We start from the raw sequence: 24,119 nt of genomic DNA, 5'->3' as shown, positions 1-24,119 counted from the left end.
TGACATCGCGGTGACAGGGTGTGGTGACGGGCGGGGTGCGGCTACCATGACCGGCACAAGGACGGACGGCGTAAGGGAGTCGTCCCCTGGGGCGGCACCCGGTGCGATTCCGGGGCGAGGAGGACGGGCCATGGTGCAGAAGGCCAAGATCCTCCTGGTCGATGACCGGCCGGAGAATCTGCTGGCGCTGGAGGCCATCCTCTCTGCGCTCGATCAGACACTGGTACGGGCATCGTCAGGGGAGGAAGCGCTCAAAGCGCTGCTCACGGACGACTTCGCGGTCATTCTGCTGGACGTCCAGATGCCAGGCATGGACGGTTTCGAAACCGCCGCGCACATCAAGCGGCGGGAGCGGACCCGGGACATCCCGATCATCTTCCTCACCGCGATCAACCACGGTCCGCATCACACCTTCAGGGGTTACGCGGCGGGTGCGGTCGACTACATCTCGAAGCCGTTCGACCCCTGGGTGCTGCGCGCCAAGGTCTCGGTCTTCGTCGAGCTGTACATGAAGAACTGTCAGCTGCGCGAGCAGGCCGCTCTCCTGCGGCTCCAGCTGGAGGGCAGCGGCCACGCGGGCGCCGCCCACGAGAAGGAGCCGGCCGGTCTGCTGGCCGAACTCTCCGCGCGGCTCGCGGCTGTCGAGGAGCAGGCGGAAGCGCTTTCCAAGCAGCTCGACGACGAGTCGGCGGACGCGGCGGCCGTGGCGACGGCGGCCCATCTGGAACGCAAGCTCACCGGCCTCCGCCGCGCGCTGGACGCGCTGGAACCGGGTACCGGCGGCTCCACGGCCGTCCTGCCCTCCCAGGGCTGAGACCGGGCGCTGCGGCCCCGTCCGAGCCGGACGGGCCCGCCAGGCTCCCGTAGGGCCCACAGGCTTCCGCAGGGCCCCAGACTTCCGTATGGCATGAACGCGCGTCAGTTTCCGGCCCCTGTACGGCGACACGGTCGGGTGAAGCAGTAGGCACACGTGTCCACCGGCGTCGACACCGGTAACCTCTGGCCCATGGCCTCACGTACGTCCGGCAAGGGTTCCCAGGGCACGGCGGGCACCGCGAAGCGCGTCGGCCGTACCCAGGGGCCGGCGAAGAAAGCCGCGCCCGCCAAGAAGTCCGCCCCGAAGAAGAGCGCGCCGCCCAGGAAAGCGCCTGCCAGGAAGGCCGCGCCCAAGCCCGCGCCGTCCCCGACCGGGGGCATCTACCGCCTCGTTCGCGCCGTCTGGCTCGGGCTCGCGCACGGCATCGGAGCGATGTTCCGCTCCATAGGGCGTGGCGCGAAGGGACTCGACCCCGCCCACCGCAAGGACGGACTCGCGCTCCTGCTGCTCGGTCTCGCGCTGATCGTGGCCGCCGGCACCTGGTCGAATCTGCGCGGGCCCGTCGGCGACCTCGTCGAGATGCTGGTCACCGGGGCGTTCGGCCGGCTCGATCTGCTCGTACCGATACTGCTGGGCGCCGTCGCCGTACGGCTGATCCTCTATCCCGAGAAGCCCGAGGCCAACGGCCGCATCGTCATTGGCCTGTCCGCCCTCGTGCTCGGGGTGCTCGGGCAGGTCCACATCGCCTGCGGGTCACCCGGCCGCGAGGACGGTACGGAAGCGATGCAGGACGCGGGCGGCCTGATCGGGTGGGCCGCGTCCAAGCCGCTGATCTTCACCATGGGCGACGTGCTCGCCGTACCGCTGCTCCTGCTCCTGACCGTGTTCGGTCTGCTCGTCGTCACCGCGACGCCGGTCAACGCGATTCCTCAGCGGTTGCGCGCGCTCGGCGTGAAGCTGGGCATCATCGAGCCGGTGTACGCGCCGGGCGCGGAGGGCGGCAGCGACGACGACCGGTACGACGAGCAGTGGCGTGAAGCGCTGCCCGAGCGGTCGCGGCGCTCCGCACGGCGCGCCGCGGCGGATGCGGAGCACGACCCCGATCACGCCGAGTCGGCGGCGCTCTCCAAGCGACGACGGCCGCGCAGGCCGTCCGTGCAGCCCGCCATGAACCGCACCATGGACGCCGTGGACGTCGCGGCCGCCGCCGCGGCGGCGCTCGACGGCGCGGTACTGAACGGCATGCCGCCCTCGCCGGTCGTCGCCGATCTGACGCAGGGCGTCTCCGTCGACCGTGACCGCGGCCGTGAGCGGTCCGGTACGCCGGTGCCCGGGGCCCGCGAGGCGGAGAAGCCCCGGGCCGGTGAGAAGTTCAGGCCCGGTGAGAAGGTGGCGTCGCCGTCCGGCGGCGTACCCGATCTGACCAAGCCGGCTCCCGAGCGCTCCGAGTCGCTGCCCACGCGCGCCGAGCAGCTCCAGCTCTCCGGCGACATCACGTACTCCCTGCCCTCGCTCGACCTGCTGGAGCGCGGTGGGCCCGGCAAGACGCGCAGCGCCGCCAACGACGTGGTCGTGGCCTCGCTGACGAACGTGTTCATGGAGTTCAAGGTCGACGCGGCCGTCACGGGCTTCACCCGTGGCCCGACGGTCACGCGGTACGAGGTGGAGCTCGGCCCGGCCGTCAAGGTCGAGCGGATCACCGCCCTCACCAAGAACATCGCGTACGCCGTGGCGAGCCCGGACGTCCGGATCATCTCCCCGATCCCGGGCAAGTCCGCCGTCGGCATCGAGATCCCCAACTCCGACCGCGAGATGGTCAACCTGGGCGACGTCCTGCGTCTCGCGGACGCGGCGGAGGACGACCATCCGATGCTGGTCGCACTCGGCAAGAACGTCGAGGGCGGCTACGAGATGGCCAACCTCGCGAAGATGCCGCACGTCCTGGTCGCGGGCGCCACCGGATCGGGCAAGTCCTCCTGCATCAACTGTCTGATCACCTCGGTCATGGTGCGGGCGACCCCGGAGGACGTGCGCATGGTGCTGGTCGACCCGAAGAGGGTCGAGCTGACCGCGTACGAGGGCATCCCCCACCTCATCACCCCCATCATCACCAACCCCAAGAAGGCCGCCGAGGCGCTTCAGTGGGTGGTGCGGGAGATGGATCTGCGCTACGACGACCTCGCGGCGTACGGATACCGGCACATCGACGACTTCAACCACGCCGTGCGCAACGGCAAGGCCAAGGCGCCCGAGGGCAGTGAGCGCGAGCTGTCGCCGTACCCGTACCTGCTGGTCATCGTCGACGAGCTCGCCGACCTCATGATGGTCGCGCCGCGTGACGTGGAGGACTCCATCGTCCGCATCACCCAGCTCGCCCGTGCCGCCGGAATCCACCTGGTGCTCGCCACGCAGCGTCCCTCGGTCGATGTCGTGACCGGTCTGATCAAGGCCAACGTGCCGTCCCGTCTGGCCTTCGCGACCTCCTCGCTCGCCGACAGCCGCGTCATCCTCGATCAGCCCGGTGCCGAAAAGCTCATCGGAAAGGGTGACGGACTGTTCCTGCCGATGGGGGCCAACAAGCCCACGCGTATGCAGGGAGCGTTCGTCACCGAGGACGAGGTCGCGGCCGTCGTCCAGCACTGCAAGGACCAGATGGCGCCGGTCTTCCGCGAGGACGTCGTCGTCGGGACCAAGCAGAAGAAGGAGATCGACGAGGACATCGGCGACGACCTGGATCTGCTCTGCCAGGCCGCCGAACTGGTCGTCTCCACACAGTTCGGGTCGACCTCGATGCTCCAGCGCAAGCTGCGGGTCGGCTTCGCCAAGGCGGGCCGGCTGATGGACCTCATGGAGTCGCGCAACATCGTCGGTCCGAGCGAAGGGTCCAAGGCCCGTGACGTGCTCGTGAAACCGGACGAGCTCGACGGGGTGCTGGCCATCATCCGGGGGGAAACCGCTTCGTAGAGGTTTTGTGGGCAACCGTTTCGCCCGGTCGTACGTCAAGTTGAGGGAAGGGACGGGGGGATGTTCCGCTTCCGTCCCGTCCGCAGGGGCGTCCGGCGAACCCGATGGCGTACAAAGTCGTGTCTCCCGGTTGCCCCACCCTTTCGTACCCCCCCTAGACTGAACACCCAGCAGGTGGCTCACGCTCGAAAGGCGCCCCCGTGTCCATCGGCAACTCTCCCGAAGACGACCGGCCTTCGATCGGTCGCGTGCTCCAGCAGACTCGTATCGCCGCAGGTTTGACGGTCGAGGAAGTCAGCAGCTCCACCCGGGTGCGCATCCCCATCGTGCACGCGATCGAGGAGGACGACTTCTCGCGCTGCGGCGGTGACGTCTACGCGCGCGGTCACATCCGTACGCTCGCCCGTGCCGTCGGTCTCGATCCGGATCCGCTGGTCGCCCAGTACGACGACGAGCACGGCGGCCGTCCGGTTCCCACCCCCGCGGCGCCGCTGTTCGAGGCCGAACGCATCCGTTCGGAACCCCGACGGCCCAACTGGACCGCGGCCATGGTCGCGGCCATCGTCGTCGTGGTCGGCTTCGTCGGCTTCACGCTGTTCAGCGGCGAGGACGAACGCCCGAGCACGGCCCAGGTCGCCGAGGGCTCGACGCCCGACAAGACGACACCCAAGCCGACCCACACCAAGCCGGCCGACCCCAAGCCCGTGCCCTCGGAGAGCGCCATCGCGGCGGCTCCGCGGGACAAGGTGACGGTCAAGCTCAGCGCCGTACAGGGCAAGAGCTGGATCTCCGCCAAGGACCACAACGGGCGGCTGCTCTTCGACGGGCTGCTGCTCCAGGGCCAGTCCAAGACCTTCCAGGACAAGGAGCGCATCGACCTCGTCCTCGGTGACGCAGGGGCGATCGAGCTCTTCGTCAACGGCAAGAAGGTCGAGGACCAGTTCGAGCCCGGACAGGTCGAGCGGCTCTCGTACACCAAGGGCGATCCCGAAGCGGGCTGACCCTGACCTCCACTTCCACCTCGGTGAGCGTCCGGCGGTTATGCCGGGCGCTCACCGTCTTTGTCACTGCCTGTAAGGGGGGAACCCTGCACGGCGGGGCCAGTGCCGGGACAAAGTAGTCTTGAGTCCATGCCCGAACGCCGTACCGTCGCCCTTGTCACTCTCGGCTGCGCCCGTAACGAGGTGGACTCGGAGGAGCTTGCAGGCCGCTTGGCAGCGGACGGCTGGGAGCTCGTCGAGAACGCCTCCGACGCGGATGTCGCCGTCGTCAACACCTGTGGGTTCGTCGAAGCCGCCAAGAAGGACTCCGTCGATGCCCTGCTCGAAGCCAATGATCTGAAGGACCACGGCAGAACCCAGGCCGTGGTCGCCGTCGGCTGTATGGCCGAGCGTTACGGCAAGGATCTCGCGGAGGCCCTGCCGGAGGCGGACGGGGTGCTCGGATTCGACGACTACGCCGATATCTCCGACCGGCTCCAGACCATCCTCAACGGTGGCATCCACGCCTCGCACACGCCTCGCGACCGGCGCAAGCTGCTGCCGATCAGCCCGGCCGACCGCCAGGACGCCTCCGTGTCCCTGCCCGGACACGCCCAGGAGATCGCCCCGGCCCCCGAGGACCTGCCGGAGGGCGTCGCCCCGGTCTCCGGCCCGCGGGCCCCGCTGCGCCGTCGGCTGGGCACCAGCCCCGTCGCCTCGGTGAAGCTCGCCTCCGGCTGCGACCGCCGCTGCTCCTTCTGCGCCATCCCGTCCTTCCGCGGCTCGTTCATCTCCCGGCGCCCCTCCGACGTCCTGGGTGAGACCCGGTGGCTGGCCGAGCAGGGCGTCAAGGAGGTCATGCTCGTCTCCGAGAACAACACCTCGTACGGCAAGGACCTCGGCGACATCCGCCTCCTGGAGACCCTTCTGCCGGACCTCGCGGATGTCGAGGGGATCGAGCGGATCAGGGTCAGCTACCTCCAGCCCGCCGAGATGCGGCCCGGCCTGATCGACGTCCTGACCTCCACGCCCAAGGTCGCCCCGTACTTCGACCTCTCCTTCCAGCACTCCGCCCCCGATGTGCTCAGGGCCATGCGCCGCTTCGGAGACACGGACCGTTTCCTGGAGCTCCTGGACACGATTCGCGGCAAGGCGCCGCAGGCCGGTGCCCGGTCGAACTTCATCGTGGGCTTCCCGGGCGAGACCGAGGCCGATCTCGCCGAGCTGGAGCGCTTCCTCACCGGAGCCCGTCTGGACGCCATCGGCGTCTTCGGGTACTCCGACGAGGAGGGCACCGAAGCGGTCGGTTACGAGAACAAGCTGGACGCCGACGTCATCGCCGAGCGGCTCGCCCACATCTCGCAGCTGGCCGAGGAGCTGACCTCGCAGCGTGCCGAGGAGCGGATCGGCGAGACCCTCCAGGTGCTCGTCGAGTCCGTCGAGGAGGACGGCCAGGCCGCTGACGGCCCGGTCGCGGTGGGCCGTGGGGCACACCAGGCGCCCGAAACGGACGGACAGGTCGTCTTCACCACACGCGAGGGTCTCGTACCGGGCCTTATGGTCGAGGCAAAGGTCGTAGGTACCGAGGGAGTGGACCTCGTGGCCGAACACCACGAGCTCGCGGAGGTGGCCAGATGACCGGAGTCCCGGCATCCGCGGCAGGCGGGTCCGGCGCGAAGCCGGCCCGCGGCGGCAAGCTGGGCACTACGGCCGTCAACCAGGCCAGCCTGTGGAACATCGCCAACATCCTCACGATGGTGCGGCTGCTGCTCGTGCCCGGCTTCGTGATGCTGCTGCTCCACGACGGCGGCTACGACCCGGTCTGGCGCTCCTTCGCCTGGGCCGCGTTCGCCGTCGCGATGATCACCGATCTCTTCGACGGCCACCTGGCACGCAGGTACGACCTGGTCACCGACTTCGGGAAGATCGCCGACCCGATCGCCGACAAGGCGATCATGGGCGCGGCACTGATCTGTCTGTCGGTCCTGGGCGATCTGCCCTGGTGGATCACGGGCGTGATCCTCTTCCGTGAGCTGGGCATCACGCTGATGCGCTTCTGGGTGATCCGCCACGCGGTGATCCCGGCCAGCCGCGGCGGCAAGATGAAGACGCTCGCCCAGGGCACGGCCGTGGGCATGTACGTCCTGGTGCTGACGGGGCCGCTGGCGACGCTCCGCTTCTGGATGATGATGATCGCCGTCGCGCTGACGGTGCTCACCGGCCTCGACTACGTGCGCCAGGCCGTGGTGCTGCGGCGCAAGGGGCTCGCGGCCGAGCGGGTCGCGGCCCTGGCGGCTGTCACGTCCGCCGCCGACGTGCCGGGGGCGGAGAGCCCCGAGGACGTGGAGGCCGGCGCGGCCGCCTCCCGTGCGGGTGCCGAGGCACGGGGCCCGGCGGAGGCCGAGCGGTGACCGCCGCGGCCCGGGTGCTGGGGCGACTTGTGGAGCGCGGCGAGACCCTTGCCGTCGCCGAGTCGCTGACCGGCGGTCTGGTCGCGGCCGAGATCACCTCCGTGGCCGGTGCCTCGCGGTCCTTCCGCGGGTCCGTCACGGCGTACGCCACCGCCCTCAAGAGGGATGTGCTGGGCGTCGACGGGCCCCTCCTGGCCGACCGCGGCGCGGTCGACGCCGATGTGGCCCTGGGCATGGCTGCCGGGGTACGGCGGGTGCTGGGCGCGGACTGGGGCATCTCGACGACCGGCGTCGCGGGCCCGGAGGAGCAGGACGGCCGGCCGGTCGGCACGGTGTATGTGGCGGTTTCGGGGCCTGGGGGCGTGGAGAAAGTCGCCGCGTTGCGGTTGAACGGCGGGCGGGCGGACATCCGTAGAGAGAGCGTACGGAGCGTGCTCGAACTGCTGTCCGGAGAACTCGGTGAAAATGCGAGGGCACAGGATACGGAACAGATCGGGGGGAATTGATGTTTGCAGCCCTGAGTGAACACGACATCGCTCCCCGCACGGCCGCGGCGCAAGGCGGTACGGTGGGGCGTGAAGGATGCGGCTACGCGGTCCGAGGAGGGAGCCACCGATGATTCTGCTCCGTCGCCTGCTTGGTGACGTGCTGCGTCGGCAGCGCCAGCGCCAAGGCCGTACTCTGCGCGAAGTCTCCTCGTCCGCCCGGGTCTCGCTCGGTTATCTGTCCGAGGTGGAGCGGGGGCAGAAGGAGGCATCCTCCGAGCTGCTCTCCGCGATTTGCGACGCGCTTGACGTACGGATGTCCGAGCTCATGCGTGAAGTGAGCGATGAACTGTCGCTGGCTGAACTGGCCGAGTCGGCAGCAGCCAGTGATCCGGTACCTGTACCGGTACGCCCGATGCTCAATTCCGTCTCCGTCTCGTCGGTGGCAGGTGTGCCGTCGGGCCGGGTGACCATCAAGGCGCCCGCGGAAGCGGTGGATGTCGTCGCCGCCTGATCCGCGCGGTCATGCGTGAACCGGAGCCCCGGTCGACCCCTCAGGGGTGGACCGGGGCTTCTGGTTTTCTCTGGCTTCCGTGTGTGCGGGTGTGGGGGCTGTTCGGATGCAGCCCGGTCGGTCTCGGGGGAAACTGCCCAGGAGGCGCGTGAACCGGGTCCGCCGTCGCTGTGCGCCCCGGTGTCACACCGGTGCGCCCTCCCGCGGGGAGATCGTGCCGGACTAGCGTCGCCCGGAGGAGGCAGCCATGACACGGCGATGGATACCGGCGCTCGTGTTCGGCGGGCTGTGGTGGTGGGCCGTGCTGCGGCTGGTGCTGGTGCCGGAACACGCCGGGGTGGTCGAGGGTGCGGTGGCGGCGGGCGGGTGGGGGCTGAGTCTGCTGCCGGTCCATGTGGCGGCGACCGCTCGGCCGGCGCGGGCGGGGTCCCGGTCTGGTGGGGGCGGGTCTCGGTCCGGTGGGGACGGGTTTGGGGCTGAGGGGGGCGGGTCCCGGTCCGGTGAGGGCGGGTCCCGGTCCGCGGGTGCGGGGGAGGGTGGCGCCGGGAGCGTGGGCCGGTGATGCTTCACCTGGGCATGGCGACGCCGCCGTTCGGCCGGAGGATCTGGCCGGTCATGAAGGCCGAAGCGTCCGATGCGAGGTGCAGGACCGTGTGCGCGACGTCCATCGGTTCGCCGACCCGGCCGAGTGGGGACATGCGGGCCATCGTGGCCTCCGTCCGGTGCTGCTGGTCCGCGTCATGGCGGTCGGTCATCGGTGTACGGATCCAGCCGGGGGCGACGGCGTTCACCCGTATGGAGTGCGGGCCGAGTTCGGTGGCGAGCGTCCTGGTGAGCTGGACGACCGCGGCCTTGGCGGTGCTGTAGCAGAGGAGGCCGGGGCTTGCGGCGTCGATGGCGCCCGAGGCCATGGTGATCAGGGAGCCGGGGGCGGAGCGGGTGATGAGGCTGCGGGCCACTTCCTGGCAGGCGTAGAGCACGCCCTTGAAGTTCACCGCCAGGACCCGGTCGAGGTCCGCGTCGTCGGTGTCGAGGACGCTGCTCGTGTGCATGATCCCCGCGATGGCGGCCAGGATGTCCACCGCGCCGGCCTTCGCCACCGCGGACCGGACCTGACTACGGTCTGTCACATCCAGCAGATGGGTGTGGGCCGTGCCACCTGAGCCGGTGATCAGCTCGTGGGTCGCGTGGAGCCCCTTCTCGTCCAGATCGGCGCAGTGGACTGTGGCTCCCGCTTCCGCCAGGAGGACGGCGACGGCCCGGCCGATGCCGCTTGCCGCACCGGTGACGAATGCGGACCGGCCGGTGAGGTCGTACGCGGAGAGGGGCATGACGGGACCGTACGACCGGACCTGATGACCCGTCAACTACGGTGTGGGGCCCGCTTGGCAGTGTGGGCACCAGTAGGTGGGGCGGCCGGCGTCGTCGGCCTTTCTGATGGGTGTGCCGCAGCGCAGGCAGGAGCGGCGCTCCCGTCCGTACACATAGAGGTGTTCCTGAGGGCGGGCTCGGGCGGGTGTGCGCATGGGCGTGCGCGCGCCCGTGCGGGAGGCGCCGGCGGCGGGTGTCGGGCCTGTGGTGGTGCGCGTGGGGCGGTCGCGGTTGGCTTCGAGGAGCTGTTTGGCGGTGGTGACCAGCCGGGCGGCGGTGGGTGCGGGGAGTTCGCCGACCGGGAGCCAGGGGGTGAAGCGGGCCATGAAGCAGAGCTCGCACTTGAAGACGTTGCCGATACCCGCCAGATTGCGCTGGTCCAGGAGTGCTTCCCCGAGGGGGCGCTCCGGGTCGGAGAGCAGATTGCGCAGCGCGGTGTCGGCGTCCCAGTCGGGGCCCAGCAGATCGGGGCCCAGGTGGCCGACGATCTTCTCCTCGTCCAGGGTGCGGAGGAGGTCGAGGACGGGGAGCCGGTAGCCGACCGCCGTGTGTGCGGCGTTGCCGAGGACGGCGCGGATCTGGTGAGCGGGTCCGCCGCGCCAGCGCTCGCCCGCCGCGTAGATGCGCCAGGCTCCGTCCATCCGCAGGTGGCTGTGGAGGGTCAGGCCGCCCTCGATGCGCGTGAGGAGGTGCTTGCCGCGAGGGGTGACGTCGAGGACCTTGCGGCCGGTCAGGTCGACGGTGGCGAGGCGGGGGACGCGGAGGTCGGAGTGGGTGAGGACCTGACCTGCGAGCGCGGTGTGCAGACGCTTGGCGGTCTGCAGGACGGTGTCTCCTTCGGGCATGCCTCCATTTTGCGGGGTCGGGGGTGGGGTGGGGCGTTGACGGGCGGTCCTGGGGTGCGGGCGTTGGTCCGGGTGGCCGGGACCGGCTTCGTACGGCGCGGGCGCCTGGGGTCAGGCGCGGAGGCGCAGGCCCCTTGGGGTGGCGAGGAAGCCTGCCGCTTCCAGGGTGCGGCCCAGGGGTGAAGTGAGGGATGAAGCGCCGTTGGTGCGTTCCACCGTGACGGTGCCGAGGGCTCCGGCCCGCGCCGCGGAGGCCAGGGCCTCGGCGGCTGCCCTGAGGGCCGGGTCGTCCGGATCGGTCGGCCAGGCCAGCAGGGTCTTCCCGCCGCGCTCCATGTAGAGCGTCAGCTCGCCGTCGACGAGGACCACGAGCGCGCCGGCCTTGCGGCCGGGTTTGTGTCCCGCGCCCTCCGGCGGCTCGGGCCAGGACAGCGCAGCCCCGTACGCGTTGGCCGGGTCCGCGGCGGCGAGCACCACCGCACGTGGGGCGGTGCCCGGGTCCGTACGGTCGCGGGCCGTGGACGCGGCCCTGAGCCGGTCCACGGCCCCCTCCATCGCGAACTGGGCCGCTCCGAGGCCCTCGACGACATAGCCGCGACGCGCCTGCCCGTTGTCCTCGAAGGCGGCGAGGATGCGGTACGTCGCGGAGAAGCCGCCCTCGACGCCTTCGGCCTGCACCGCTCCGCGCGTGACCACGCCGTGGCGGTCCAGGAGTGTCCGGGCCAGTGCATGCGCCCGGTGCGTGGGTTCCGGCTCGGTCGCGGGGAGCAGGGACCAGCGGCCAGAGACCGTGGGCGGGCCGGTGCGGGAGGCCGGACGGGCGGCGGCGGTCAGCGAGCCGTAACGGCCGCGCGGGACGCTGCGTCTGGCGCGGTGGGCCGTGGAGCCCGCCGTGCGCCCGGAGCCGAGGAGTGCGCGCAGGGGGGCGAGGGTGTCGTTGGTGAGACGGCCCGACCAGGCCAGGTCCCAGAGGGCGTCGGCCAGTTGGGGGTCGGTGCAGTCGGGGTGGGTGGTCGCACGGACCTGGTCGGCGATCTGGCGGAAGAACAGGCCGTAACCGCCGGAGAGCGTGGTCAGGACCGACTCGTGCAGTGCGGATTCCTCCAGCGGGTGCGGCGGGGGCAGCAGCAGCGGAGCGCTGTCGGCGAGGTAGAGGGAGAGCCAGCCGTCCTTGCCGGGGAGCGAGCCTGCGCCGGCCCAGACGACTTCGCCGGTCGTCGTCAGCTCGTCGAGGAGCGCGGGGGTGTAACCCGACACCCGGCTCGGCAGGATCAGCTTCTCCAGTGCGGACGCTGGTACGGGAGCGCCCTGCAACTGCTCGATGGCGCGGGCCAGTCCGTCGATCCCGCGCAGGCTGTTGTCGCCCATGTGCTGCCACTGGGGGAGGAAGGTCGCCAGGGCGGCCGGAGGTACTGGTTCCAGCTCGTGGCGGAGCGCGGCGAGCGAACGGCGGCGCAGCCGGCGCAGGACGGTGGCGTCGCACCACTCCTGGCCGATGCCGGCGGGGTGGAACTCGCCCTGGACGATCCGGCCCGAGGCGGACAGCCGCTGGAGCGCTCCGTCCGTGACCGCCGTACCCAGGCCGAAACGGTCGGCTGCCTGGGTGGAGGTGAACGGGCCGTGCGTACGGGCGTGGCGGGCGAGGAGGTCACCGAGGGGGTCCTTCACCGGTTCGGTGAACGCCTCGGGGACCCCGACGGGGAGCGCCGTACCCAGCGCGTCGCGCAGGCGGCCCGCGTCCTCGATGGCTGCCCAGCGGGGGGCTCCGGCGACGCGGACCTGGATGGCGCGGCGGGCCGACGCCAGTTCCGGTGCCCACTGAGGCTGCGCGCCGCGCTCGGCCAGCTCGGCATCGGTCAGCGGGCCCAGGACGCGCAGGAGGTCGGCGACTCCTTCGATGTCCTTGATCTTCCGGTCCTCGGTCAGCCACTGGAGCTCCTGCTCCAGCTCGGTCAGCACCTCGGGGTCCAGAAGTTCCCGCAGCTCCGCCTGGCCCAGCAGTTCGGCCAGCAGATGCGAGTCGAGCGAGAGGGCGGCCGCGCGCCGTTCGGCGAGGGGGGAGTCGCCCTCGTACAGGAACTGCGCGACGTAACCGAAGAGGAGGGAGCGGGCGAAGGGCGAGGGTTCCTGGGTGGTCACCTCGACCAGGCGGATGCGCCGGGCTTCGAGATCACCCATCAGTTCCGTGAGACCCGGGACGTCGAAGACGTCCTGCAGGCATTCGCGGACCGCTTCGAGGACGATCGGGAACGAACCGAACTCGGAAGCGACCTGGAGCAGTTGTGACGCGCGCTGGCGCTGCTGCCAGAGCGGTGTGCGCTTGCCGGGGCTCCGCCGGGGCAGCAGCAGGGCGCGTGCGGCGCACTCGCGGAACCGGGACGCGAACAACGCGGAGCCGCCCACCTGGTCGGTGACGATCTGGCTGATCTCGCCCTTGTCGAAGACGACGTCGGACGCACCGACCGGAGGCTGCTCGCTGTCGAACGAGGCGGCGGGGAGCGCGGGACCCCGCTCCCCGCCGATGCCGCCGGTGTCCAGGTCCTGGGCGGGGTCGAAGTCGAGGAGGTCGAGGCCCATCAGGTCGGCGTCGGGGAGCCGCAGCACGATGCCGTCGTCGGCGTGCATGACCTGGGCGTCCATTCCGTACCGCTCGCCGAGACGGGCGGACAGGGCCAGTGCCCACGGGGCGTGCACCTGGGCTCCGAAGGGGGAGTGCACGACCACCCGCCAGTCGCCCAGCTCGTCCCGGAACCGCTCGACGAGGATGGTCCGGTCGTCCGGGACGTGGCCGCAGGCGCGGACCTGTTCCTCCCGGTACGACAGGATGTTGTCGGCAGCCCAGTCGTCGAGACCGGCGGCGAGCAGTCTGGCCCTGGCGTCCTGTGGGGACAGGCCCCCGATCTCCCGCAGGAACGCGCCCAGCGCGCGGCCCAGCTCCAGCGGGCGGCCCAGCTGGTCGCCCTTCCAGAACGGCAGCCGGCCCGGGACGCCGGGCGCCGGGGAGACCAGGACCCGGTCCCTGGTGATGTCCTCGATCCGCCAGGACGTGGTGCCCAGGGTGAAGACATCGCCGACCCGGGACTCGTACACCATTTCCTCGTCGAGCTCGCCGACCCGTCCGCCGCCCTTCTTGGGGTCGGACCCCGCGAGGAAGACCCCGAAGAGCCCCCGGTCGGGAATCGTCCCGCCGGAGGTGACAGCGAGCCGCTGGGCGCCCGGGCGGCCGGTGACCGTACCGGCGACGCGGTCCCACACCACGCGTGGGCGCAGCTCCGCGAAGGCGTCGGACGGATAGCGGCCGGCGAGCATGTCGAGGACGGCCGTGAACGCGGATTCGGGGAGCGAGGCGAACGGGGCGGCACGGCGGGCCAGGGCGAGCAGGTCGTCGGCCTGCCAGGTGTCCAGGGCGACGATGGCGACCAGCTGCTGGGCGAGCACGTCCAGGGGGTTGGACGGGACCCTCAGGGCCTCGATGGCACCTTCGCGCATGCGCTCGGTGACCACGGCAGCCTGGACCAGGTCGCCCCGGTACTTCGGGAAGACAACCCCGGTGGAGACGGCCCCCACCTGGTGTCCGGCGCGGCCCACCCGCTGGAGTCCGGAGGCGACGGACGGCGGGGACTCGACCTGGATCACCAGGTCGACCGCGCCCATGTCGATGCCGAGCTCCAGGCTGGACGTGGCGACGACGGCGGGCAGTCGTCCTGCCTTGAGGTCCTCCTCGACCTGGGCGCGCTGTTCCTTGGAGACCGATCCGTGGTGGGCGCGGGCGAGCAGCGGCGGGGCGCCCTTGGCCGCGCCGGACTGGGCCATGATCTCGGCGGGGGAGTGGGCCTCCGGCAGCGGGGCGGCGTGTTCGTCGAACACGGTGCCTGTCGCCCGCTCGTACGCGATCTCGTTGAGTCTGTTGCAGAGCCGCTCCGCGAGGCGCCGGGAGTTGGCGAAGACGATGGTGGAGCGGTGGGACTGGACGAGATCGGCGATCCGCTCCTCGACATGGGGCCAGATCGACGGCTTCTCGGCCTGGTCCGCTCCGCCGTCCGTGGCCGGGGATCCGCCGAGCTCACCCAGATCCTCGACGGGCACGACCACCGACAGGTCGAACTGCTTGGCGGACGGCGGCTGGACGATCTCCACCTTCCGCTGGGGCGACAGGAACCGTGCCACCTCGTCGACGGGGCGGACGGTCGCCGACAGGCCGATCCGTCGCGCGGGCCGGGGCAGCAGTTCGTCGAGACGCTCCAGCGACACGGCGAGGTGGGCGCCGCGCTTGGTACCGGCGACGGCGTGCACCTCGTCCAGGATCACCGTCTCGACACCCGCGAGGGCTTCGCGGGCCGAAGAGGTGAGCATCAGGAACAGCGATTCGGGTGTCGTGATCAGGATGTCGGGCGGCCTGGTCGCCATGGAGCGGCGTTCGGCCGGCGGGGTGTCGCCCGAACGGATTCCGACACGCACCTCGGGCTCGGGGAGCCCCAGGCGTACGGACTCCTGGCGGATGCCCGTCAGAGGCGAACGGAGGTTGCGCTCCACGTCCACGGCGAGGGCCTTGAGCGGTGACACGTACAGCACGCGACAGCGCTTCTTCGCCTCGGCGGGTGGCGGGACGGCGGCCAGCCGGTCCAGTGAGGCGAGGAACGCGGCGAGGGTCTTGCCCGATCCGGTGGGCGCGACCACGAGCACGTCCGACCCCTCGGCGATGGCCCGCCAGGCCCCCTCCTGCGCCGCGGTGGGCGCGCTGAAGGCCCCCGTGAACCAGCTGCGGGTCGCGGGGGAGAACGAATCGAGTGCGGTACCGGCCATGTCCCCCATCGTGCACCTCGCCACTGACAACGGCCGGTGACGGCGGCCCGTGGCGGGGGCCGGGATCTGCGTACGGTGCCCCGGAGCTGCGAGAATGCGCGTATGGCGGCAGCGGGGACGGACAAGGAGTGGGCACGGTACTGGCAGTACGCGGAGCTGCCCGGACTCGATCTGCTGCGGGCCCGCTACGTCCGCCACACCTTCCGGCGCCACAGCCACGAGGGCTATGTCTTCGGCGCGATCACGCGCGGGGTCGAGGACGTCGGCCTGCCCGGCGGCTCCGTGCACGCGGGTCCCGGCGCCGTGGTCATGATCAATCCGGAGGTCCCGCACACCGCCCGTGCCGGCGTCCCGGAGGGCTGGGTGTACGCCACGCTCTACCCTTCCGCGCAGGTGATCAACGACATCGCGGCCGATATGACGAACCTGCGCGGCACAGTCGGCTTCGCCGAGACCAGCGTGCTGGACCCGCACGCGGCCCGGCTGATCACCGAGGTCCACCGGGCGGCCGAGGAGGGCAACGCCCTCGCGGCGGACAGCGTGCTCCGTGTCCTGGTCGCCAGGCTCCTCGGCCGGCACGGCGGGGTGCTGCCGGCCCCCGCACCCCACTCGGCGGGCGCGCGCGACGCTGCGCGCGCCCGGGCGGTGCTCCAGGAGCGGATGGCCGACCCGCCGACACTGGAGACGCTCGCCGCCGAGCTCGGGACCAGTCCGTTCGCGCTGCTTCGCGCGTTCAGGAAGCAGTACGGGATGCCTCCGCACACCTGGCTCACCGACGCCCGGGTGCGGCGGGCTCGCCGCCTGCTGGACGGGGGCACCGCACCTGCCGAGGCCGCCGCAGCCGTCGGCTTCACGGATCAGCCCCACCTCAACCGTCACTTCACCCGGATCGTGGGGGTGCCGCCGGGGGCGTACCAGCGCGAGCGCGCAAGAACGTACAAGACCGCTACGGACACCTCCCCGTAGCGTTCCGGGCGTGGCAGAACAGACAGCACCCCCAGGAAGAGACCGCGTGGACGACAGCGGAGCCGGCGGCCCGGACGCACGAGCGACCGGAGCGCCCGGTACGGACACCTCCGGTACGGCGATGTCCGACGCGCCCAAGCGTGATGCCGAGGTCGTCCGGGACGCGCTCGGCGTCGGTATCGCCGTCGGGCTCTCCGGGTTCGCCTTCGGGGTCACCTCGGCCGGCGCCGGACTGACTCTGCTCCAGACGTGCGCGCTCAGTCTTCTCGTCTTCACCGGCGCCTCGCAGTTCGCTCTGGTGGGCGCGCTCGCGGCGGGAGGGAACCCGTACACCGCGGCGGCCGGAGCCTTCTTCCTCGGCGTACGGAACGCGTTCTACGGGCTGCGGCTCTCGCAACTGCTCGCGCTGCCCCGCGCGGTACGTCCGTTCGCCGCGCAGTGGGTCATCGACGAGACGACCGCCGTCACCCTGCCCCAGCCCACCAGGCGGGCCGCCCGGATCGGTTTCACGGTCACCGGGCTCACCCTGTACGTCCTGTGGAACCTGACCACTCTGGTGGGCGCGCTCGGCGCCGAGGCGCTTGGTGACACCGACGCGTGGGGGCTGGACGCGGCGAGCCCCGCGGTGTTCCTGGCGCTGCTCGCGCCGATGCTGAAAAGCACCGGGGAGCGCGTCACGGCCGCACTCGCCGTCCTGCTGTTCCTGGGACTGCTGCCGGTGCTGCCCGCGGGACTTCCGGTCCTGCTGTCCGCGCTCGCCGCACCCGTCGTGCTCTTTCTGATGGGGCGCCGCAAGAACGGAACGACCGTGGTGACGCAGGACGAGGAGCGCCGTCGATGAACGTCTGGATCGCCATCGGACTCACCGCCGTCGGCTGCTATCTCGCGAAGCTCCTTGGGCTGCTCGTTCCCGCCGGAGCGCTGGAACGCCCCGTGGTGCAGCGTCTGGCCGCGCTGCTGCCCGTAGCGCTGCTGGCGGCCCTCACCGCGGAGCAGACCTTCGGTGACGGGCAGCAGCTCGTTCTCGACGCGCGGGCAGCGGGACTGGCGGCAGCGGCCCTCGCCCTGGTCCTTCGCGCGCCCTTCCTGGTGGTCGTCGGGGCCGCCGTGGTGGTGACGGCCTTGATACGCGCCCTGGGGTAGGGGTCCGCGCACACGGTAAGGGGCTCGGTCCACTGGACCGAGCCCCTTACCGTGCGACGCCCCGACGCCCGCTCAGTGTGCGAGCGGAGCAGCGGAAGGCATCTCCGGTACGCCCAGCCGTGCCGCGTCCCTCTCCGGCCGCAGGAAGCAGACCGCGCATACGCCGGCCACCGCCACGAGCCCCGCCATCAGCAGATACGCGGAGTGGTATCCGGCAGGCACCGATGCGGCGGCATCCACCATCCGCCCCGTGACCAGCGGCGACAGGATGCCCGCGAGGGCGTACACGAAGGCCAGTGCGCCCAGCACCACACCACGCTGCGCGGAGGGCGTGATCCGGGCGACGGCTGTCTGCGACACGGTGAGGATGACATTCGTCAGCGCCATGGGGCCCACCATCAGCGCGATCTTCACCCCCACCGAATCCACCTGGGCGAACGCCGCGATCGCCACGGCGGCCACGCACATCACCAGACCGCCACCGAGGCCGGAGGGGAGCCGGCCGGAGGTCTGCTTGCGGGAGGCCCGGCGTGCCAGCAGTCCGTGTCCGAGGAGCACCACGGCGTTGCCGACCGCGGTGGCCGTGACCACCGTACCGGACTGCCGCAGGCTCAGGCCGGAGACCTCGTGCAGATAGTCCGGCGCCCAGGTCAGTCCGGCCGACAGCAGCCAGTACGCGGCGAAGGCGCCGAACGCGGCCGTCAGCCAGGTGCCGGAGAGCAGCAGCCTGCGGTACGGGACCGTGGGCGCGTCCTCGGCGCTGGACGCGGTCCGGCCGAGCGGCGGGGCGAGCGGCCCCTCCTCCCCCCGGAGGTGCCAGCAGACCGCCCAGACCAGGCCCACCAGGCCCACGACGCCGAAGGCCCACCGCCAGCCCCACACATCGATCACGACCGTGAGCAGGGGAGCCGACAGGGCCACCCCGCCGGCCGCGCCGACCATCAGCACGGCGGTGGGCAGGGTGCGGTCCTTCTGCCCGAACCAGCCGTGCAGATGGTGCACGGCGACCGGGGCGGCGGGTCCCTCGGCCGCACCGAGCAGCACCCGAGTGGCCAGCAGAGTCCCGAACCCGGCCGCACCGAGCAGCATCGGAAGCTGCGCCACCGACCACAGCAGCGCCATGCCGAGGAGGAGGACGGTGGTGCGGATGCGGCGGGTCAGGAACGACACCCCGAGTGCGGCCAGACTGAACAGTGCGAAGAACGACGACTGTGCCGTGCCGAACTCACCCCGGGTCAGACCCAGCTCGTCCCGGATCGGGCCGGCGGCGAGCCCCATGACGGTCTTGTCGGCGAAGTTGACCAGCATGAAGGCGAGCAGCAACCAGGTGGTGCCCCAGGCCCCACGCGGCGTGCGGTCCGTGCCGGCGCCCGGCCCGGTGGCTCCGGGGCTGTGCGCGGTCGGCACCGCCCTCGGAGGGGTGCTCATCCGGCTTCCCCCGGCGCCCCGCCGCAGCCGCAGGAGTCGTCCTCGGTGACGCCCACGCTGATCATCCCCGCGGCGCGCCTGCGGCCCGCCGGAGAGCGAGTCAGCTCCGTCTCCAGGTCCGTCCCCTCGGCCACCGCAGCCGATTCGGCCGAGGCCCAGTTGAACACGCCCCGGGCCATCGTGGACGTTTCGGCCGCCGCCCGTTCCGCGTACACCCGTGCCCGTATCCGCGCCACGTCCACGTCGGCCGGAGCCGCCAGGGCGGCCGTCTCCGCGAGATGCGAGGCGAGCCGCAGTTCGCCCTCCTCCAGCAGCTTCACCGCACGGTCGGCCAGCACCGTCGCACCGCCCGCCGCACGCGCGAACTCGGCGGCGACGGCGGCGTCCGGAGCGGGCTTGAGGTGGGCCGGATTCTGGTCGTACCAGCCGCCCCAGAGCCGCCACAGGTTGCGCACGACGAATTCGGGCTCGTCGTAGGCGGGGTGCAGATACGGCTTCTCCAGCAGCTCCTGCGGAACCCGCACCCCGTGCAGCACCGCGTCGAGACGGTGCCCCGCGTTCATCAGGGTGCGCGTCTGCTCGCACAGCGACTCCAGGAACCGCGCCGTGTCGTCGAGTGCCTGGTGGACCCGTTCCTTGCCGACGATCGGCACACCGTGCCCCGGGAGCAGCAGTTCCGCGCCGAGCTCCTGCATGGCACGCAGGGCGCGCGCCCAGTCCTCCGGGTAGCGCTGCACCTTCTGGGGGTTGCCGGCGTTGGGGGTGTTCCAGATGAAGAGGTCGCCCGTGCACAGCGTTTTGAGTTCAGGCACCCACACATAGGTGCTGTCGTCCGTCTCACCCCTGGCGTGAACCAGCTCGAACGTGAGGTCGCCGCGCTCGACGGTCATCGTGTCCCGGTAGGTGGTGTCCGGGTAGCGGTAGGTGGACGGCCAGTTCAGGGACGGTACGCCGAACTGCCGCCGGTTGATCCAGGTGTTGTAGCCCGCGGTGCTGACGTAGCGGTCGAACCGTGCGGTCACCGCCTCGTGCGCGATCACCTCGGGGCGTGCACGTCCCTCGGCGTCGGCCTGGGCGTCGAACGGGGCCACTCCGAAGACGTGGTCCACGTGGCCGTGCGTGTAGACGACCGTGCTGACGTGCCGCGGGCTGAAGGCCCGCACCGCCTGGTGCAACGGCTGTGCGGTACGGATGTCCCCGGAGTCCACGAGCACCAGGCCGTCACCGGTGTCGAACACCGCGACGTTGGCGAACGCCGGGAGGAAGCCGACCCGCTCGCGCACGGTCACCAGTTCGGTGAGCGGGTAGGTGCCCGAGAGGTGGGCCAGCAGTGAATCCTCACCGCGCCACACCTGGTCGGCATAGGTGAGATAGTCCGTCGGGCTGTGCTCCGTCATACCTGCGGCTCCTTCGGCTGAACGGCGATGGCCAGGAACCCGAGTCTCAGCCCCGGAAGTGGCCGACGACACCCGCTCTGGTCACACCGAGGACGGCTGCGTACTGTGATCCGTCACAAGAGCCGCCGGGGGCGCAGGGAGCCGTCATGCCGCTGTCCGAGGAAGCCCGGGCCCTCGCTCTGCGGTGCGAGCCCAAGGTCAACGAACTGGCCCGCCGCATGGCCCGCGAGTCCTTCGAGGAGCTTCCCGGCTATGCCGGGCTCCCGAGCGAGATGAAGGACCTGGAGGTCGCCGCGACCGCCCGGTACGGGGTCCGGCTCTTCCTGCGCCGCGCCACCGACCCGCATCCCGGAGCCGGCGGTCTGCGGCTGTTCCGGGAGCGGGCGGCGCAGCGCGCAGAGGAAGGCTTTCCGCTGCATCTCCTGCTGCGTTCCCACGCGCTCGGGATGTACGTGCTGTGGCAGGCGCTGCGAGACGCGGCGAAGCCCGGCGAGGAGGGCGCTCTCACCGAACTCGTCGACCTGCTCCTGCGCTCGCACCACAAACTGATGGGTACCGTCGCGGAGACCTATCTGGACGAGCGTTCGGCCCTGGAGGCGGAACAGCGGGAACAGCGCCGCTCCCTGGTACGCGGTTTCCTCGACGGCGCCCTGGAGCCCCGCCAGGACCTGCTGGACGAGCTGGGTCTCACCGGGCCCGCCCTGGTGCTCGCCCTGGCCCTGGAACCCTCGTCCGGTGCCGATCCCGGGAGCGGGGACTCGGTGACCGTGCGGCGGCGGACGCGGCGCGTCCAGACCGCTCTCGACCAGACCTTCGGACCGGAACTGCTGGTGCTGTTCGACGCGGGCGCCGGCCGGGCCGTCGTACCGCAGGGGAGCGAGCCTCCTCCCGATCTGGCGCGGAGGCTCACCAGGGCCTGCGGGGCGGACGTCCGGGTCGCGACGGTCCCTGCCGACACCCCGGACGCCGTCCCCGAGGCGTCCCGGACGGCCGTGGAGGTCCTGCGGGTGGCGCGTGCGTGCGGGCTGCCTTCCGGGCTGCACTCCCTGGACGACGTTCTCCTGGAGTACCACCTCTCGCGCCCGGGTCCGAGCAGCCGTCGCATCGCCGCGCTGCTGGCCCCCGTCGCCGCCCGTCCCGAGCTGCTGCGGACCGTGCGTACGCACCTGGCCCACCAGCAGGACCGCCGCCGCACAGCGGACGTACTGGGACTGCACCCCAACACGGTCGACAACCGCCTGGCCCGCTTCACCACGCTGACCGGCCTCGACCTGGCCTCCCCGCGGGGCACCGCGCTGGCCATCGCCGCGCTGCTGCTCCACGACACCGAGGCGTACGGCTCGACGGCGGCGAAGGGCCCCGGTGCCCCGGGGCGGATCAGCTGAGGCGGCGACCGTACGCCCGCAGGGTCTGGAGCGCCCGGAGCGTCACCAGCGGACGCCCCTCCAGGGCCGTCCCCGGCGCCCACTGCCGCCAGGTGACCGGCCAGCCACCGTCCTCCTGCTGCCCGGCCGCCAGATGGTCGAGCGAACGCTCCAGCTCCGCGTCGGTGAACCAGCTTCGGGCGAGCGATCCGGGTGTACGGGCGAAGTCGTACGGGAAGTGGTGTTCACCCGGTGCGTATCCGGGCGCCACCGGGTACTCCGAACGCCGCTGCGGGTCCAGCACCGCCAGCCGCTGGTCGCGTACCAGCCGTCCCAGGCGGTCGGCGGCCGCCTGGGCCCGGGCCCGGTCCGGGACATCGTCCAGGAAGGCGACGGCCGCCTGGATCTCGTACGGATGGGACTGCTCCAGCGCGTCGACGGCGGCCCAGCAGAAATCGGTGGCCCGGAACAGCCACGCGTGCCACACCTGATTGCGGTGGAGCAGCCCCACGACGGGGCCGGTGGCAAGCAGCTCGGCGGGAGGGTCGTCGACGACCGGGATGAACGGAGCGGCCGGGTAGCCCCGTTGCGAGGGGTGGATCGCGGGCAGCGCACCCTCCTTGGTCGACACATCGGTCAGATAGCGGCAGATTCGCTCCACACGCATGCCGGTGCACCGGCCGATCGAGTCGAGCACGCTCAGCGCGTGAGCGGTGTGCAGAGGCTGGCTCACGGGACCGCGCAGATCGGGTTCCAGCGCGTGCCCGTAGCCGCCGTCCTCGTTCAGGTAGGCGGCGAGCGCGGTCTCGACCGCGTCCGCGCCCGCGCCCAGGAACTCCTGGGCGAACCGCCGCTGTTCGAGGACGCGGGCCGTGAGCCAGATGAACTGCTCGGCGCGGGCGAGTGGGTGTGCTCCGGTTCCAGCCATGGACCGACCGTAGAGCGGAAAGCGCTGTCGGCAAGGCCGGGCGGCCCGGCTGCACTCTCAGGAGCGGGATAATGGATGCATGCGGTTGACGATTTTCTGGGAGCGGATGGCGGACCATTTCGGTGCGGCGTACGCGGATTCCTTCGCTCGCGATCATGTGATGTCCGAGCTCGGAGGCCGTACGGTCCACCAGGCGCTGGCTGCCGGATGGGACGCGAAGGACGTCTGGCGCGGGGTCTGCGCGGCGGTCGGCGTCCCCGCCGAAAAGCGCTGACGTCCCCGGGCGCGCACGGACAGCCCCCGGCCCGGCGTCGGCGGTCCCCCCGGACGGGCGGTGGCACCAGGTGACGTTGACGGCATCCGGCCGCTCCGTTCACAGGCGTCCGGGGCGGGCGGTGTCACAGGTATGGGCGAGACTTGTCCCGTGGCACCGACAGACGAGACCGCTCAGACCCAGCCGCCCGCTTCACCGCCCGTCCCGCCGGCCGCGCCACCCGCGCCGCCCACCGGTGCCGGACCGGCTCGTATGCCCGGCTGGCTGCCGCGCGCGATGGTGCTCGCGCTCGCGCTCTACGCCTGTTTCCAGCTCGGCAGCTGGGCGTTCGACCAGCTCATCGGCCTGCTGATCAACGTACTCATCGCCTTCTTCCTGGCCCTGGCCATCGAACCGGCCGTGAGCCGGATGGCGTCGCGCGGCATGCGCCGCGGACTTGCCACGTTCCTGGTGTTCCTCGCCGTCCTGGCCGCCGCAGCCGGCTTCGTCGTCCTGCTCGGTTCGATGCTCGCGGGCCAGATCCTCGACATGGTCGAGGACCTCCCGGAGTACCTCGACTCGGTGATCAACTGGGTGAACCAGACCTTCCGCACCGAGCTGTCCAGAGTCGACGTCCAGGACAGCCTGTTGCACTCCGACTGGCTGCAGAAGTACGTCCAGAACAGCGCGACCGGCGTCCTCGACGTCTCGACGACGGTGCTCGGCGGACTGTTCCGGCTGTTGACGATCTTCCTGTTCTCCTTCTACTTCGCGGCCGACGGCCCCCGGCTGCGCCGCGCGCTGTGCTCCGTCCTGCCGCCCGCGCATCAGGCCGAAGTGCTGCGCGCCTGGGAGATCGCCGTCGACAAGACCGGCGGCTACCTCTACTCGCGCGGACTGATGGCGCTGATCTCCGGCGTCGCGCACTACGTGCTGCTGGTGATCCTGGGCGTGCCCTACGCCCCGGCGCTCGCTGTCTGGGTCGGACTGGTCTCCCAGTTCATCCCCACCATCGGTACGTATCTGGCGGGCGCCCTGCCGATGCTGATCGCGTTCACCGTCAACCCCTGGTACGCGCTGTGGGTCCTCGGTTTCGTGGTGGTCTACCAGCAGTTCGAGAACTACGTGCTGCAGCCCAAGCTCACCTCCAAGACCGTCGACATCCATCCGGCGGTCGCCTTCGGCTCGGTCGTCGCCGGTACGGCGCTGATGGGAGCCGTGGGCGCGCTGATCGCGATCCCGGCGATCGCGACGCTGCAGGCGTTCCTCGGCGCGTATGTGAAGCGGTACGCGGTGACGGACGACCCCAGGGTGCACGGCGGCGGCCGTGGGCGCCGCGGCGGGCCGGTGGGGGCGCGCCTGCGCCACCTGCTGCGGAAATCCGACGGCGGGGGCGAGCGGCCGGACAGGGACGCACGCGGCTGACGCGTGGCGACCGGGGGCAGGGCTG

At 71.4% G+C, this 24,119-nt stretch carries 20 protein-coding genes; 14 read left to right on the top strand and 6 right to left on the bottom strand.

Annotation, left to right across the window (positions count from 1 at the left end; genetic code table 11):
* Positions 1 to 130 precede the first annotated feature (130 nt).
* From AC07FA_RS20515 to AC07FA_RS20480, 8 genes are all read left to right on the top strand, one after another.
* Positions 131 to 814: a response regulator gene (locus tag AC07FA_RS20515; protein ID WP_479077219.1), complete on the top strand. Its 684-nt coding sequence runs from the start codon at positions 131 to 133 to the stop codon at positions 812 to 814.
* Between the two features lie 192 nt (positions 815 to 1,006).
* Positions 1,007 to 3,781 carry a DNA translocase FtsK gene (locus AC07FA_RS20510; RefSeq protein ID WP_479077218.1) on the top strand — a complete coding sequence of 925 codons (2,775 nt, stop codon included), beginning with the start codon at positions 1,007 to 1,009 and terminating at the stop codon, positions 3,779 to 3,781.
* A gap of 200 nt (positions 3,782 to 3,981) precedes the next feature.
* Positions 3,982 to 4,782 carry a helix-turn-helix domain-containing protein gene (locus AC07FA_RS20505; RefSeq protein WP_479077217.1) on the top strand — a complete coding sequence of 267 codons (801 nt, stop codon included), beginning with the start codon at positions 3,982 to 3,984 and terminating at the stop codon, positions 4,780 to 4,782.
* A 129-nt stretch (positions 4,783 to 4,911) separates the two neighbouring features.
* Positions 4,912 to 6,399, top strand: coding sequence for a 30S ribosomal protein S12 methylthiotransferase RimO (gene rimO, locus AC07FA_RS20500; protein ID WP_479077215.1), 1,488 nt, complete (start codon positions 4,912 to 4,914; stop codon positions 6,397 to 6,399).
* On the top strand, positions 6,396 to 7,172 hold the full coding sequence (pgsA, locus tag AC07FA_RS20495) for a CDP-diacylglycerol--glycerol-3-phosphate 3-phosphatidyltransferase (protein ID WP_479077213.1): 777 nt from the start codon (positions 6,396 to 6,398) through the stop codon (positions 7,170 to 7,172). The genes rimO and pgsA overlap by 4 nt, the downstream gene beginning before the upstream one ends.
* Complete coding sequence (locus tag AC07FA_RS20490; protein ID WP_479077211.1) at positions 7,169 to 7,678, top strand: CinA family protein; 510 nt, start codon at positions 7,169 to 7,171, stop codon at positions 7,676 to 7,678. The genes pgsA and AC07FA_RS20490 overlap by 4 nt, the downstream gene beginning before the upstream one ends.
* 109 nt (positions 7,679 to 7,787) lie before the next feature.
* Positions 7,788 to 8,171: a helix-turn-helix domain-containing protein gene (locus AC07FA_RS20485; protein WP_003965837.1), complete on the top strand. Its 384-nt coding sequence runs from the start codon at positions 7,788 to 7,790 to the stop codon at positions 8,169 to 8,171.
* Between the two features lie 247 nt (positions 8,172 to 8,418).
* Positions 8,419 to 8,733 (top strand): hypothetical protein, encoded by a 315-nt coding sequence (locus AC07FA_RS20480; protein WP_479077209.1) that lies wholly within the window; start codon positions 8,419 to 8,421, stop codon positions 8,731 to 8,733.
* A gap of 4 nt (positions 8,734 to 8,737) precedes the next feature.
* On the opposite strand, the gene AC07FA_RS20475 is transcribed toward AC07FA_RS20480, so the two are convergent.
* The 3 genes from AC07FA_RS20475 to AC07FA_RS20465 all read right to left on the bottom strand — a co-directional run bounded on the left by AC07FA_RS20475 (position 8,738) and on the right by AC07FA_RS20465 (position 15,190).
* Positions 8,738 to 9,502 (bottom strand): SDR family NAD(P)-dependent oxidoreductase, encoded by a 765-nt coding sequence (locus AC07FA_RS20475; protein WP_479077208.1) that lies wholly within the window; start codon positions 9,500 to 9,502, stop codon positions 8,738 to 8,740.
* A 36-nt stretch (positions 9,503 to 9,538) separates the two neighbouring features.
* Positions 9,539 to 10,387 (bottom strand): Fpg/Nei family DNA glycosylase, encoded by an 849-nt coding sequence (locus tag AC07FA_RS20470; RefSeq protein WP_479077207.1) that lies wholly within the window; start codon positions 10,385 to 10,387, stop codon positions 9,539 to 9,541.
* A gap of 111 nt (positions 10,388 to 10,498) precedes the next feature.
* Positions 10,499 to 15,190 carry an Lhr family ATP-dependent helicase gene (locus AC07FA_RS20465; protein WP_479077205.1) on the bottom strand — a complete coding sequence of 1,564 codons (4,692 nt, stop codon included), beginning with the start codon at positions 15,188 to 15,190 and terminating at the stop codon, positions 10,499 to 10,501.
* A 102-nt stretch (positions 15,191 to 15,292) separates the two neighbouring features.
* Here AC07FA_RS20465 and AC07FA_RS20460 point away from each other — a divergent pair, with 102 nt between their 5' ends.
* The 3 genes from AC07FA_RS20460 to AC07FA_RS20450 are packed head-to-tail and all read left to right on the top strand — an operon-like array spanning position 15,293 to position 17,299.
* A complete protein-coding gene (locus tag AC07FA_RS20460; RefSeq protein WP_479077204.1) occupies positions 15,293 to 16,156 on the top strand; it encodes an AraC family transcriptional regulator in 864 nt (287 codons plus the stop codon).
* A gap of 10 nt (positions 16,157 to 16,166) precedes the next feature.
* Positions 16,167 to 16,997 carry an AzlC family ABC transporter permease gene (locus tag AC07FA_RS20455; RefSeq protein WP_479077202.1) on the top strand — a complete coding sequence of 277 codons (831 nt, stop codon included), beginning with the start codon at positions 16,167 to 16,169 and terminating at the stop codon, positions 16,995 to 16,997.
* Entirely contained in the window at positions 16,994 to 17,299 is a 306-nt protein-coding gene (locus tag AC07FA_RS20450; protein ID WP_479077201.1) for an AzlD domain-containing protein, read from the top strand. Before AC07FA_RS20455 ends, AC07FA_RS20450 begins: the two co-directional genes overlap by 4 nt.
* A gap of 72 nt (positions 17,300 to 17,371) precedes the next feature.
* On the opposite strand, the gene AC07FA_RS20445 is transcribed toward AC07FA_RS20450, so the two are convergent.
* Together AC07FA_RS20445 and AC07FA_RS20440 are read right to left on the bottom strand one after the other, a co-directional pair.
* Positions 17,372 to 18,727 (bottom strand): MFS transporter, encoded by a 1,356-nt coding sequence (locus tag AC07FA_RS20445; RefSeq protein WP_479077200.1) that lies wholly within the window; start codon positions 18,725 to 18,727, stop codon positions 17,372 to 17,374.
* A complete protein-coding gene (locus tag AC07FA_RS20440) occupies positions 18,724 to 20,124 on the bottom strand; it encodes an alkyl sulfatase dimerization domain-containing protein (protein ID WP_479077198.1) in 1,401 nt (466 codons plus the stop codon). Before AC07FA_RS20440 ends, AC07FA_RS20445 begins: the two co-directional genes overlap by 4 nt.
* A 146-nt stretch (positions 20,125 to 20,270) precedes the next feature.
* Between AC07FA_RS20440 and AC07FA_RS20435 the strand changes: the two genes are divergently transcribed.
* Complete coding sequence (locus AC07FA_RS20435; RefSeq protein WP_479077197.1) at positions 20,271 to 21,509, top strand: PucR family transcriptional regulator; 1,239 nt, start codon at positions 20,271 to 20,273, stop codon at positions 21,507 to 21,509.
* Here AC07FA_RS20435 and AC07FA_RS20430 read toward each other — a convergent pair.
* Positions 21,502 to 22,416, bottom strand: a complete 915-nt coding sequence (locus AC07FA_RS20430; protein ID WP_479077196.1) for a hypothetical protein — start codon at positions 22,414 to 22,416, stop codon at positions 21,502 to 21,504. The genes AC07FA_RS20435 and AC07FA_RS20430 overlap by 8 nt on opposite strands.
* Positions 22,417 to 22,495: 79 nt before the next feature.
* Here AC07FA_RS20430 and AC07FA_RS20425 point away from each other — a divergent pair, with 79 nt between their 5' ends.
* Complete coding sequence (locus AC07FA_RS20425; protein WP_479077195.1) at positions 22,496 to 22,690, top strand: DUF3046 domain-containing protein; 195 nt, start codon at positions 22,496 to 22,498, stop codon at positions 22,688 to 22,690.
* Between the two features lie 252 nt (positions 22,691 to 22,942).
* Positions 22,943 to 24,094: an AI-2E family transporter gene (locus AC07FA_RS20420; protein WP_479077247.1), complete on the top strand. Its 1,152-nt coding sequence runs from the start codon at positions 22,943 to 22,945 to the stop codon at positions 24,092 to 24,094.
* The last annotated feature ends 25 nt before the right edge of the window (positions 24,095 to 24,119 follow it).

Source organism: Streptomyces sp. NPDC045968 (genome assembly GCF_056430475.1).
This window is presented reverse-complemented; position numbering and strand designations above follow the sequence as displayed.

Excerpts from the sequence above, each read along its gene's own strand:
- AC07FA_RS20510 (WP_479077218.1), top strand. The coding sequence starts at position 1,007 with ATGGCCTCACGTACGTCCGGCAAGGGTTCCCAGGGCACGGCGGGCACC.
- AC07FA_RS20485 (WP_003965837.1), top strand. The coding sequence starts at position 7,788 with ATGATTCTGCTCCGTCGCCTGCTTGGTGACGTGCTGCGTCGGCAGCGC.
- AC07FA_RS20480 (WP_479077209.1), top strand. The coding sequence starts at position 8,419 with ATGACACGGCGATGGATACCGGCGCTCGTGTTCGGCGGGCTGTGGTGG.
- AC07FA_RS20435 (WP_479077197.1), top strand. The coding sequence starts at position 20,271 with ATGCCGCTGTCCGAGGAAGCCCGGGCCCTCGCTCTGCGGTGCGAGCCC.
- AC07FA_RS20465 (WP_479077205.1), bottom strand. The coding sequence starts at position 15,190 with ATGGCCGGTACCGCACTCGATTCGTTCTCCCCCGCGACCCGCAGCTGG.
- AC07FA_RS20430 (WP_479077196.1), bottom strand. The coding sequence starts at position 22,416 with ATGGCTGGAACCGGAGCACACCCACTCGCCCGCGCCGAGCAGTTCATC.
- rimO (WP_479077215.1), top strand. The coding sequence starts at position 4,912 with ATGCCCGAACGCCGTACCGTCGCCCTTGTCACTCTCGGCTGCGCCCGT.
- AC07FA_RS20450 (WP_479077201.1), top strand. The coding sequence starts at position 16,994 with ATGAACGTCTGGATCGCCATCGGACTCACCGCCGTCGGCTGCTATCTC.
- AC07FA_RS20475 (WP_479077208.1), bottom strand. The coding sequence starts at position 9,502 with ATGCCCCTCTCCGCGTACGACCTCACCGGCCGGTCCGCATTCGTCACC.
- AC07FA_RS20425 (WP_479077195.1), top strand. The coding sequence starts at position 22,496 with ATGCGGTTGACGATTTTCTGGGAGCGGATGGCGGACCATTTCGGTGCG.
- AC07FA_RS20470 (WP_479077207.1), bottom strand. The coding sequence starts at position 10,387 with ATGCCCGAAGGAGACACCGTCCTGCAGACCGCCAAGCGTCTGCACACC.
- AC07FA_RS20420 (WP_479077247.1), top strand. The coding sequence starts at position 22,943 with ATGCCCGGCTGGCTGCCGCGCGCGATGGTGCTCGCGCTCGCGCTCTAC.
- pgsA (WP_479077213.1), top strand. The coding sequence starts at position 6,396 with ATGACCGGAGTCCCGGCATCCGCGGCAGGCGGGTCCGGCGCGAAGCCG.
- AC07FA_RS20440 (WP_479077198.1), bottom strand. The coding sequence starts at position 20,124 with ATGACGGAGCACAGCCCGACGGACTATCTCACCTATGCCGACCAGGTG.
- AC07FA_RS20460 (WP_479077204.1), top strand. The coding sequence starts at position 15,293 with ATGGCGGCAGCGGGGACGGACAAGGAGTGGGCACGGTACTGGCAGTAC.
- AC07FA_RS20515 (WP_479077219.1), top strand. The coding sequence starts at position 131 with ATGGTGCAGAAGGCCAAGATCCTCCTGGTCGATGACCGGCCGGAGAAT.
- AC07FA_RS20445 (WP_479077200.1), bottom strand. The coding sequence starts at position 18,727 with ATGAGCACCCCTCCGAGGGCGGTGCCGACCGCGCACAGCCCCGGAGCC.